The sequence below is a fragment of the Pseudomonas sp. MWU16-30323 genome, from assembly GCF_020515595.1.
GTDB classification, from domain to species: domain Bacteria; phylum Pseudomonadota; class Gammaproteobacteria; order Pseudomonadales; family Pseudomonadaceae; genus Aquipseudomonas; species Aquipseudomonas yamanorum.
In genome coordinates this window covers 1-10,895 of the sequence record NZ_JAIWYM010000060.1, presented here as the reverse complement: position 1 = coordinate 10,895, position 10,895 = coordinate 1, and the positions used below count along the sequence as shown (strand labels likewise).

General features: G+C 61.9%; 8 protein-coding genes. 3 read left to right on the top strand and 5 right to left on the bottom strand.

The genetic code is table 11. The features are described from left to right. Positions 1-53: 53 nt before the first annotated feature. Genes LIY45_RS30180 through LIY45_RS30170 form a run of 3 tightly spaced genes read right to left on the bottom strand, consistent with a single transcriptional unit; the run spans position 54 to position 2,585 of the window. On the bottom strand, positions 54-767 hold the full coding sequence (locus LIY45_RS30180; protein ID WP_226478655.1) for an ABC transporter ATP-binding protein: 714 nt from the start codon (positions 765-767) through the stop codon (positions 54-56). A 2-nt stretch (positions 768-769) separates the two neighbouring features. Further along, entirely contained in the window at positions 770-1,603 is an 834-nt protein-coding gene (locus tag LIY45_RS30175) for an ABC transporter permease (RefSeq protein WP_226478654.1), read from the bottom strand. A gap of 10 nt (positions 1,604-1,613) precedes the next feature. Then, the gene (locus LIY45_RS30170) at positions 1,614-2,585 is read right to left on the bottom strand and encodes an aliphatic sulfonate ABC transporter substrate-binding protein (protein WP_226478653.1); all 972 of its coding nucleotides are present in this window, start codon (positions 2,583-2,585) and stop codon (positions 1,614-1,616) included. Between the two features lie 320 nt (positions 2,586-2,905). Between LIY45_RS30170 and LIY45_RS30165 the strand changes: the two genes are divergently transcribed. After that, positions 2,906-3,121 carry a TOBE domain-containing protein gene (locus LIY45_RS30165; RefSeq protein ID WP_003217010.1) on the top strand — a complete coding sequence of 72 codons (216 nt, stop codon included), beginning with the start codon at positions 2,906-2,908 and terminating at the stop codon, positions 3,119-3,121. A gap of 72 nt (positions 3,122-3,193) precedes the next feature. On the opposite strand, the gene LIY45_RS30160 is transcribed toward LIY45_RS30165, so the two are convergent. Together LIY45_RS30160 and LIY45_RS30155 are read right to left on the bottom strand one after the other, a co-directional pair. Beyond that, a complete protein-coding gene (locus LIY45_RS30160; RefSeq protein WP_226478652.1) occupies positions 3,194-6,541 on the bottom strand; it encodes a hypothetical protein in 3,348 nt (1,115 codons plus the stop codon). Between the two features lie 94 nt (positions 6,542-6,635). Further along, a complete protein-coding gene (locus tag LIY45_RS30155; protein ID WP_226478650.1) occupies positions 6,636-7,784 on the bottom strand; it encodes a PatB family C-S lyase in 1,149 nt (382 codons plus the stop codon). Between the two features lie 146 nt (positions 7,785-7,930). Here LIY45_RS30155 and LIY45_RS30150 point away from each other — a divergent pair, with 146 nt between their 5' ends. Beyond that, positions 7,931-10,186 (top strand): arginine/lysine/ornithine decarboxylase, encoded by a 2,256-nt coding sequence (locus LIY45_RS30150; RefSeq protein ID WP_226478648.1) that lies wholly within the window; start codon positions 7,931-7,933, stop codon positions 10,184-10,186. Positions 10,187-10,206: 20 nt separating this feature from the next. Then, on the top strand, positions 10,207-10,776 hold the full coding sequence (locus LIY45_RS30145) for a GNAT family N-acetyltransferase (protein ID WP_017480421.1): 570 nt from the start codon (positions 10,207-10,209) through the stop codon (positions 10,774-10,776). Positions 10,777-10,895 lie beyond the last annotated feature (119 nt).

Genomic DNA, 10,895 nt, shown 5'->3' with positions numbered 1-10,895 from the left:
ACCCCCAGCCTAACTCGCCCCCAACACAAATACAGGGGGGATCACTGCATCGGTCAGATCACATGCGCCCGCTGCAGCTCAGTCAGCGCCAGTGCCTTGAGCCGCGCCAACAGCGGATCCCGTCGATCCCGCGGATGCACCAGCTCCACCGCCAGCTCCTGGCGAATGCTGCTGGGCCGGTTGTCCATCACCAACACCCGGTCACTCAGGTACAGCGCCTCGTCCACATCGTGAGTCACCAGCAGCAAGGCGATCCCATGGTGTTCAGCCAACTGCAGCAACAGGTCCTGCAGCTTCATGCGGGTAAACGCATCCACCGCGCTGAACGGCTCGTCCAGCAGCAATACCTGCGGTCTCGAATACAGCCCGCGAGCGATCGCCACCCGTTGCGCCATCCCGCCCGACAACGCCTTGGGTAACGCCCGGCCAAACCCCGTCAGCCCCACCTCATCGATCAACTGCGCGACCCAGGCCCTGTCATAGCCGTCGTCATCGCTGAAGCCGATGTTTTGCTCCACCGTCAGCCACGGCATCAGACGCGGCTCCTGGAAGACAAATGCAACCTCACCACCGCCTTGCAGCAGTTCCCCCTGAAAGTCCTTTTCCAGCCCGGCGACGATCCGCAGCAAGGTGCTTTTGCCGCAGCCGCTGGGGCCCAGCAGGCTCACCGCTTCCCGCGGTTGCAGGGCCAGGTGGACGTTGGTCAGTACGGTGGTGGCGCCGAAGTTCTTACGCTCGACGCGAATATCCAATAGCGCTTCACTCATGCTCAATGCTCCGGGCCTTGGCCGTTGAAGGTATCGCGCCAGGCCAGGCAGCGTTTTTCCAGGGCGGCCAACAGGCCGTCGCTGATCTTGCCCAGCAGCGCCAACACGATGATCGCCGCCAGCACAATGTCGGGCCGCGAGGTTTCCCGGCCATCGCTGAGCAGGTAACCCAGGCCTTTGGTGGCGGCGATCAACTCGGCCGCCACCAGGAACATCCACGCCAGGCTCAGGCCGCTGCGCAAGCCGGTGAACAAACCGGGCAGGGCGGCAGGCAACAGGATGCGCCGCACCAGGCGTGTGCGGCTGAAGCCATACATCTGCCCGACTTCCACCAGCTTGCGGTCAATATCGCGTATCGCCGCGACGCCATTGAGGTACACCGGGAAGAACGCGCCGATGGCAATCAGCACGATCTTCGAGGTCTCATCAATGCCCAGCCACAGCAGCAACAGCGGCACCCACGCCAGGCTCGGGATCGAGCGCAGGCCGGCGAAGGTCGGCTCCAGGTACGCCTCGGCCTCGCGGCTCAAGCCGACCCAGGCGGCAAACACCAGCGCCAGGCTGGCACCAATGGTGAACCCCAGCAGCACCCGCAACAGGCTGGCGCTGATGTGTTTCCACAGCGCGCCTTCAGCGAGGTCGGTGAGGGTCACGGCGATCTCGCTGGGGGCCGGCATCTGGTAGGACGGCAGCCAGCCGATGCGCACCACTACCTCAAGGATCACCAGGATCAGCACCGGCAACGCCAGGCCCTTGAGTCGCCTTGGCCAGGCACTGCGCTGCACGGTGAGCGTTGGCGCGAGTGCGACGGGCAGGGTTTCGCTTTTGCTGCTCATGACGCTCCCCTTATGGACGAGGCAAAGCCTGGCCAAAGCTTGGGTCGATCAACTGGTCGATCACCTGATCTACATTCACCCCACGGCGCACCAGTTCTTCCGACACCAGGATCGGCGCGGCGGCCTTGGACGACACCACGTCCTGTGCGGTGAGCAACGGGTTGCTCAAGTCGGTGCGCGACAGTTGCAGCTTGGCCACGTCCAGGGGCAGGCCGGATTCGTCGGCCAGCAGCTTGGCGAATTCGTCAGGGTGCTTGACCGCCCAGTTGCGCGCTTTTTCATAGGCGCCGAGCACCTTGGCGATGGTCTGTGGGTGCTCCTTGGCGTACTGGTCGGTCACGCTGACCACGCCGTAGCTGTTGAAGTCCTTGTTGCGGTACAGCAGGCGCGAGCCCGCCTGGATCTCGCTGGCGGCCATGTGCGGGTCGAGGCCGGCCCAGGCGTCGACATCACCTTTTTCCAGGGCGGTGCGACCGTCCGGATGTTGCAGGTGCACCAATTCCACGTCGTCCTTGCTCAGGCCAGCTTTCTGCAGGCTGCGCAGGGTGAACAGGTACGGGTCGGTGCCTTTGGTGGCGGCGATTTTCTTGCCCTTGAGGTCGCTGACGCTCTTGAACGTTGAGTCCTTGCGCACCACCAGTGCGGTCCATTCAGCGCGGCTGTACACATACACCGACTTGATCGGGCTGCCGTTGGCCCGGCTCAACACCGCCGACAGGCTGGCGGACGAGGCGAAGTCGACGCCGCCGCTGTTGAGGTATTCCAGGGAGCGGTTGCTGCCCTGGCTCAACACCCAGCCGACTTTGGTTTGCGGCAACGCTTCTTCAAGCCAGCCGAAATGCTTGAGCACCAGGCTCACCGGGGAGTAATAGGCGTAGTCCAGATTGACTTGCGCAGGGGCGGTTTCCGCCGCTTGGGCCAGGGGTTGCAGGCTGAGGGCGAGGGCGCAGGCGCCCAACAGGGTGTTGACGAAGGGTTTCATGGAACAGCTCCGGGCAAGGCGGGAAAGAGAAGGCTTTTCTTATATTCAGAAAATTCATATGGCATGTTCCATCATGCGTTATAGGAATATGCAGCCTCTGTGCCAGCAGTCGAAGGCCCGGTTTTATTGGGGTTGGGTTGGTGGGTGCTGTGATCGGGGAGGGCACTTTGTTGAATCACTGTTGGCTGCGCAACAGTTTGCATATGTTTTTATGGAATAAATAAAGAGTTATATATTCCTTTTATTGGTTTCTTGAATAGGGCACTTTGAGTGCCTGCGCATTCGTGCGGATTGACCCAACAGACCAAAGGAAAGCCGACATGACCATTAAAGCGATCAACGTGCGCAACCAGTTCAAAGGCGTGATCAAGGAAATCCTGATCGGCGAAGTGGTGTCCGAGATCGACGTGCAAACCGCGTCGGGGATCGTGACGTCGGTGATTACCACACGCTCGGTGCGTGACCTGGAATTGAAGGTGGGCAGTGAAGTGATTGCCTTTGTGAAGTCGACTGAAGTGTCGATCGCCAAGCTGTGACTGCAATCCAGTTGTGAACCCAATCCAAATGTGGGAGCAGGCAAGCCAGCTCCCACACTGATTTGTGTAGATTTAGTTGAGGCGAGGGCCGCCTCCTGACGGCCGGGCCCCAGGCTTCTCATCCGAAGCATCCGGCAGTGCCTTGGGGGTTTCACTCGGGTCCTTGTAGTCCTTGTGCAAATCCCCATCCAGCCGGTTGCTCGACGAGCCGCCACTTTGTGGTGTCGAGTCAAAATGCTCCCACTCCGATTGCTGGAAGCGGAACAGGCTGTCATCGGTCGGCGTGTCGCGGCCGTGGTAGTGGTGGATTTCGTAGTGGGCGTATTCGACCTTGTCCGCCCAGTTGTCCTGCAACAAACCGTCGCCGGCCAGGTCGCGGTACCAGTCGTTTTCCTTCTCGGTGGCCTTCTGTTTTTTGTTGTGGTCGACGAAGTAGCCGATGATCCCGCCCACCACTGCCAACACCACACCCACCAGGAACAGCGGCCCGGTCAGCGCCGCCGCCGTGCCTGCGCCAAACAGCGCCGCCGCACCCAATACCCCGGCCGACGCGCCGAACGCACCGCCCGCCACTTGCAAGCCACCTGCGGCCTGAGCCAAGGGGTCTTTGCTGTCCACGCCGCTTTTGATCGCCAGGGCGCCGAGCACAATGTCGGCAAAACCACCGGCAATGTCGGTTGCCGGGCCCAGCACCTTGATCACGGAACCGGCGATCTTCGCCGATTGGGAGGCGCCAAGCTTGGCCGCACCGGCGGCCTTGAGGCCGTCATCCAGGTGAGTGGCGAGGCCTTCGGTGGCTTCGGTCACGGCTTTGTCACCTTCGCCAAACAGCTTGGCGACGCCGTCGTACTGGCTGTCGGGAACCGCGTCCAGGGCGGCGGCGATTTCCTTGCTGACCTTTGAGTCGATCTCGGTGGGCTTGCTGAAGTCGATGACTTTGCCGGCCGCACCTTCCTTGCCCCAGATTTCCGGCAGGGTCTTGTCCAGGCCGAGGAAGTCCACCAGGCCGCCCTTGCCCAGGGCTTCGCCGATCTTGTCACCGAGCTTGACGAAGTGGCTCGCGCCGCCGGCAAAACTCAGGAAGTCCTTGGCGATGGTCATGCGTTGGGCCGGGGTTTCGCCGAGCTTGCCGCCTTTGCCCACCAGTTGGTAAATCCCCGAGAACAGGCTGACGCCGGCGCCCATCGAACCGAGGATGCCTTTGCTGTTGAGGGTGTTGAACACCTCGCCGAGCATGCCGCGATCCGCCACCGGGATATACGGTTTGCTCAGGGCGGTTTTCACGTCGGCTTCGCTGATGGTGCCGCTGTTCTTGTAGACGTCGCCGAGTTCTTCCAGGGCCTTGGTCACGGCCGAGGATTTCTCCTTGCCCTCCAGGCCCTCGTTGAGGAATTTCTCCAGCACTTCCTGGCTGCGACGCGGCAGGTCCAGCAGGTTGCCCTTGAGCACGCCCTTGAGCAGGCCGAACAGGTCCTTGGTGGCCAGTTCCTTGTTCTCGTCGGAGATCTTGCTCGGGTCCGAGAGGATCTCGTTGAGGTCGGTGGTCAGCCCGTCGGCCTGGATATTCTGCGCGGCCTTGGTGGCGGCTTCCGGGTCGAACAGCGACAGCGAGGTGAGGGTGTTGCTCAGGTCTTGCTGGGCTTCGTGGCTCTTGCCCTGTTTTTGCAGGTCCTTGAGGTACAGCACGTAGTCCGGGTTGCTGGTCAGGTCGAGGAGCTTCTGTTTGATCTCGTCCTTGTTGGGCAGGTGACTGATGGCGTCGTCCATCTTGGTCTTGTAGTCGGCCTGCACGGTCGGGTCTTTGAACAGTTCGCCGATCTGCTCCTGCACCGCCTTGCCGTCGATGATGTCGTGCATGTCGGCGGAGGTGAGTTCGGTCTGCTTGTCATCGAACTCGCGCCAGGTGGTGTTGAACGGGCGCTTGGATTCTTCGTAGCCGGTGATGCCGTGGCCGTTCTGGTAGGCGGCCTGGGCTTCCAGGGCGCGGACCAGTTTGGCCCGCGGGTCGTCCTTGGGAATCGAGCCGTCCTTGACGCCGGCGCGGTAGGTGTCGATCAGTTCAGTGGTGGCCAGTTCGCTGACGCTTTGGGTCGGCGATTTATCGTCGTCCTTGTCGGCGTGCACGCCGGTGTCGAGGTTGAGCACGTCCAGTTCGTCGTTGCTCGGCAGGTTGTACTTGGCGCGGGTTTCGTCGACGGTGCCGGCGCTCCAGGCTTCCCACTTGGCGACCACTTCGTCGTAAAGCTGCGGGCTGAGTTCCTTGGAAACGATGACCTTGCCTTCACTGGTTTCATAGCGGATCAGGCCGTCCCCCAGTTCATCGGGGGAGCCGAAAGTGATCTCGGTGTTTTTCAGGAAATCATTCGGCCCCGCCAGCTTGTAGCCGGCGTCTTCACTGGAGTGGATCTTGCTCCAGGTGTCCTGGGCGGTGGCCACGCTCTTGAACAGTTCCGGGCTGACGTCGGCCGACACCACGACTTTGGTGCCGTCGTGGGTTTCATAAGTCAGTACATTGCCTTGCTGGCCTTCGATCCAGCCGAAGCCCTTGTAGTCATTCAGTTCCGGCGGTTGGGTGTTGGCGTCCGCCAGGGTGGAGCCGTCGTTGAGTGCGGACTCCACGGCGGCCTTTTTGTCCGGGTGGGTGTAGACCTCGTGCAGGCCCGCCAGGTAATCGAACAGCTTGGGGTTGTCGTCCCGGGCCACGACCATTTTCTGGCCGTTGCTTTCGAAGCGGATCAGGCCGGGGCCGACTTCATCCTCGGGGCCGACGGTGGTGCCGGCGTAGGGCGGCCACACTTCGTTGTCGCTGGCGCGCTTGTAGCCGGCGTCTTCGCTGCTGGTAAGGCCGGTGAAGCTCTCGTAGGCGTCCTTGGCTTTCTGGAAGGCCTCGGGGTTGTCTCGCTGGCTGATGACGAACTTCTTGCCGTCCTGGGTTTCGTAGCGGATCACGCCGGGGCCGGTTTCGTCGGGCGGGCCGAGGGATTTGTAGTCACCGAGTTTTTCCGGGGCCGTGGCATCGCTGCCCAGGCGCTCGTAGCCGGCGGCTTCGCTGGCGTTGACGCCGGACAGGGCCTTGAAGTCGGCGCTGACTTGCTTGAACAGGTCGGGGCTGTCTTTTTCGCTGACGATGACCTTCTTGCCATCTTGGGTTTCATAACGGATCAGCCCGGGGCCGACTTCATCCGCCGGGCCGATGGCCTTGTAGTCACCCAGGCTCGCCGGCGGTGCGGCGTCCTTGTCGGCCAGTTCATAGCCTTGTTCCTTGCTGGCAGCGAGCCCTTGCGCGGTTTTGTCGCCGGCCTCGACCTTCTTGTTGTTGGCGCTGTTCTTGAGCAGCACATGGAACGCCGCGCCGGACTTGGGCGGCGTGAGCGGAAGGGGCTTGGGGTCGGTCGAGCGGTTGAGCGGCTGGGTCGTCATGCCATGGAACTCCTGCTATTACCGGTGGGACGAATCGGCAAAAACAGTAACAGCAGGGGTTCGGCGGTCGTTGCGAAAAGTTGTGAATTGCGCCTTAACGGTGACGCAGGCTGCGTTCCAGGCGGGCAATGCCTTCTTCCAGCATGGCCCGTGGGCAGCCGAAGTTCAGGCGCACGAACTGCTGGCTGTCATCGCCGAATTCGATCCCCGCGCTCAAGCCGACTTTGGCCTGTTCAAGGAAGAACCGTTGCGGGTCGTCCAGGCCCAGGGCGCTGCAATCGAGCCAGGCCAGGTAGGTGCCTTGGGGCGCATGCATCACCACGCCAGGCAGGCGGGTTTGCACGGCGTTCAGCAGGTAATCGCGGTTGGCTTGCAGGTAGGCCACCAGCGCTTGCAGCCAGTCGCCGCAGTCGCTGTAGGCCGCACGGGTGGCTTCCAGGCCCAGGGGGCTGACGCTGTCGACCATGCCGCAACGGGCGTGATTGAAGCGTTCGCGAATCTCCGGATTCTGGATCACCGCAAAGCAGGTCTTCAGCCCGGCGACGTTGTACGCCTTGCTCGCCGACATCAGGGTGATGGTGCGCTGGGCAATTTCCGGGCTGAGGCTGGCGGTAGGGATATGCCGGCGGCCGTCAAAACACAGCTCGGCGTGGATTTCATCGGAGACGATCAGCGCGCCCTGGTCCAGGCAGGCGGTGGCCACGGCCAGCAGTTCTTCACGGGGGAAGACCTTGCCCATCGGGTTGTGCGGGTTGCTCAACAGCAGCGCACCGGCGCCTTTGAGTGCCTCCCGCATCGCTGGCAACGGCGTGAGGTACTCGCCCTCGACGCTCAACTCAAATGGCACTTCGATCTTTGGCAGGTTCCAGTGGCCAGGTGCCAGGCGAATCGGGCGATAGTTGGGGGTCTGCAACACCACCGGTTGCCCGGGTTGCACAAACGCATGCAACGCCATGTTGAAACCCGGCTCGACACCCGGCAGGAACAACAGCTCATCGGGCTGCACGCGCCAGGCGTACTTGGCCCACAGGTCGGCGACGATTGCCTCCCGCACGCCATCGCAGGCCACGCTGTAGCCGAGGATCTGTTGATCGAGACGCTGGTGCAGCGCCTGAAGCACCGCCGGTGGCGCGGCGATGTCCATGTCGGCGATCCACATCGGCAGAACGTCTTGCGGGTAACGACTCCACTTGGTGCTGCCGGTGCCGAGGCGGGAGTGGATCTTGTCGAAGTCAAAGCTCATGGGGGGCTCGTGTCAGGGAGGCGGGCGTGGAATGGCGCCAATTCTATCGCTATAAATTTTATAGGCCAGCATTTGCGCATCTTCATTCGCCACATCCGCCCCGAGCTTCTACCCTGAAGGCATAGCCCTCAGGACGCCAAGCGCTCATGTACAAAGACCTGAAGTTCCCGGTTCTGATCGTGCACCGCGACATCAAGGCCGACACCGTTGCCGGCGACCGCGTCCGGGGCATCGCCCGGGAGCTGGAACAGGAGGGCTTCAGTATCTTTTCGGCGGTGGACTACGCCGAGGGCCGCCTGGTGGCCTCGACCCATCACGGCCTGGCCTGCATGCTGATTGCCGCCGAGGGGGCCGGGGAAAATACCCACCTGATGCAAAACATGGTGGAGCTGATCCGCCTGGCGCGGGTGCGGGCGCCGAACCTGCCGATCTTCGCCCTCGGTGAGCAGGTCACCCTGGAAAACGCCCCGGCCGACGCCATGAGCGAACTTAACCAGTTGCGGGGCATTCTCTACCTGTTTGAAGACACGGTACCGTTTCTCGCGCGGCAAGTGGCGCGGGCCGCGCGGGCTTACCTGGATGGCCTGTTGCCGCCATTCTTCAAGGCCTTGGTGCAGCACACGGCGGATTCGAATTATTCCTGGCACACCCCCGGCCATGGCGGTGGCGTGGCCTATCGCAAGAGCCCGGTGGGGCAGGCGTTTCATCAGTTCTTCGGGGAAAACACCCTGCGTTCGGACTTGTCGGTGTCGGTGCCGGAGCTCGGTTCGCTGCTGGACCACACCGGCCCGCTGGCCGAGGCCGAGGCGCGGGCGGCGCGCAACTTTGGCGCGGATCACACGTACTTCGTGATCAATGGCACGTCCACGGCCAACAAGATTGTCTGGCATTCCATGGTTGGCCGGGATGACCTGGTGCTGGTGGACCGCAACTGCCATAAGTCGGTGCTGCATTCGATCATCATGACTGGCGCCATCCCGCTGTACCTGTGCCCGGAGCGCAATGAACTGGGGATCATCGGGCCGATTCCCCTGAGCGAGTTCAGCCCCGAGTCGATCCGCGCCAAGATCGACGCCAGCCCGCTGACCCGAGGTCGACCGGCCAAGGTCAAGCTGGCGGTGGTCACCAACTCGACCTACGACGGCCTGTGCTACAACGCCGAGCTGATCAAGCAGCAACTGGGCAACAGTGTCGAGGTGCTGCACTTTGACGAAGCCTGGTACGCCTACGCGGCGTTTCATGAGTTTTTCGCCGGGCGCTATGGCATGGGCACTTCGCGCACGGCCGACAGCCCACTGGTGTTCACCACGCACTCCACCCACAAGCTGTTGGCGGCGTTCAGCCAGGCGTCGATGATCCATGTGCAGGATGGCGGTGTGCGCAAGCTCGACCGGGATCGCTTCAACGAAGCGTTCATGATGCATATTTCCACCTCGCCGCAGTACAGCATCATCGCCTCCCTGGATGTGGCCTCGGCGATGATGGAAGGCCCGGCGGGGCGCTCGTTGCTGCAAGAGATGTTTGACGAAGCCCTGAGCTTTCGTCGTGCCCTGGCCAACCTGCGCCAGCACATCGCCGCTGAAGACTGGTGGTTCTCCATCTGGCAGCCGCCGCTGGTGGCGGGCATCGACCGGGTGGTGACGGCGGACTGGCTGCTGCAACCCCAGGCCGACTGGCACGGCTTTGGCGATATCGCCGAAGACTACGTGCTGCTGGACCCGATCAAAGTCACCCTGGTGATGCCCGGCCTGAACGCCGGCGGGGCACTGAGCGAGTGCGGAATACCCGCTGCGGTGGTCAGTAAATTCCTTTGGGAACGTGGGCTGGTGGTGGAAAAGACCGGGCTGTATTCGTTTCTCGTGCTGTTTTCCATGGGCATCACCAAAGGCAAGTGGAGTACCCTGCTTACCGAATTGCTGGAATTCAAGCGCAGTTATGACGCCAACGTGAGCCTTGCTGCCTGTTTGCCATCGGTGTTTCAGCAGGGCCTGGTGCGGTATCAGGGATTGGGTTTGAAGGATCTGTGCGACCAGTTGCACAGCTGCTACCGCAGCAATGCCACGGCCAAGCACTTGAAGCGCATGTACACGGTATTGCCGGAAATCGCGATGAAACCGGCCGATGCCTACGACCTGTTGGTCAAGGGCGAAGTCGAGGCGGTGTCCATCGACGCTTTGCCAGGACGCATCGCAGCGGTCATGCTGGTGCCTTATCCGCCGGGCATTCCGTTGATCATGCCGGGTGAGCGCTTCACCGAATCGACTCGCTCGATTATTGATTACCTGGCGTTTGCCAGGACGTTCGACAGTAGTTTCCCCGGTTTTGTCGCCGATGTTCATGGACTGCAACACGAAGATGACGGCAATGGTCGCTGTTACACCGTCGATTGCATCAAGGGTTAAGAATGTTTATGCAAGCTGTAATGAACCCGAAGTACCCGGGTCTCAGTGTCCGCGTGGCTGATGAGGGATTTGACGCCTACGTGTGGGGTAACGACTTCAGCTTTGAGGTCAATGCCTACGGTGTGCCGGAAATGGGCAAGCGCGTCGATCAGTGGGCGGTGGAGCGTATCGTGCCGTACCGCAAATGCTACGGCATCGATCCCGAGGAATTCGCCAGCTTCCGGGACGCTGCCGACAGTGCCGTGTTCATGGCGTACCTGGATGACCGGCCCGTTGGGCACATCGTGGTCAGCACCAACTGGAATGGCTTTGCCCATGTGGATGAGCTGGCGGTGGTATTGCCGGCGCGGCGACATGGGGTGGCCAAGGCGTTGCTGGACGTGGCGCAGTTCTGGAGCCGCAAGAAAAACCTGCCGGGGATGATGCTGGAAACCCAGAACAACAACCTTGGTGCCTGCCGGTTGTATGAGCGTTGTGGCTATGTGATGGGCGGGATCGACCACCTGCGCTATCGCGGGATCGACCCGCAGACCCGTGAAGTGGCGATTTTCTGGTATCGGTTGTTCAAGACAGAATTGGAAGCGGTCTGAGTCACCCCGATCAACTGTAGGAGCTGTCGAGCCTCGGCGAGGCTGCGATAGCGGTGTGTCAGGCAATCTACTTATCGAGCATGCCGCCGCCTTCGCAGCCTCGCTAAAGCTCGACAGCT

Coding starts and splice junctions, on each gene's coding strand:
- LIY45_RS30155 (WP_226478650.1), bottom strand. CDS start 7,784: ATGAGCTTTGACTTCGACAAGATCCACTCCCGCCTCGGCACCGGCAGC.
- LIY45_RS30160 (WP_226478652.1), bottom strand. CDS start 6,541: ATGACGACCCAGCCGCTCAACCGCTCGACCGACCCCAAGCCCCTTCCG.
- LIY45_RS30170 (WP_226478653.1), bottom strand. CDS start 2,585: ATGAAACCCTTCGTCAACACCCTGTTGGGCGCCTGCGCCCTCGCCCTC.
- LIY45_RS30145 (WP_017480421.1), top strand. CDS start 10,207: ATGAACCCGAAGTACCCGGGTCTCAGTGTCCGCGTGGCTGATGAGGGA.
- LIY45_RS30165 (WP_003217010.1), top strand. CDS start 2,906: ATGACCATTAAAGCGATCAACGTGCGCAACCAGTTCAAAGGCGTGATC.
- LIY45_RS30150 (WP_226478648.1), top strand. CDS start 7,931: ATGTACAAAGACCTGAAGTTCCCGGTTCTGATCGTGCACCGCGACATC.
- LIY45_RS30175 (WP_226478654.1), bottom strand. CDS start 1,603: ATGAGCAGCAAAAGCGAAACCCTGCCCGTCGCACTCGCGCCAACGCTC.
- LIY45_RS30180 (WP_226478655.1), bottom strand. CDS start 767: ATGAGTGAAGCGCTATTGGATATTCGCGTCGAGCGTAAGAACTTCGGC.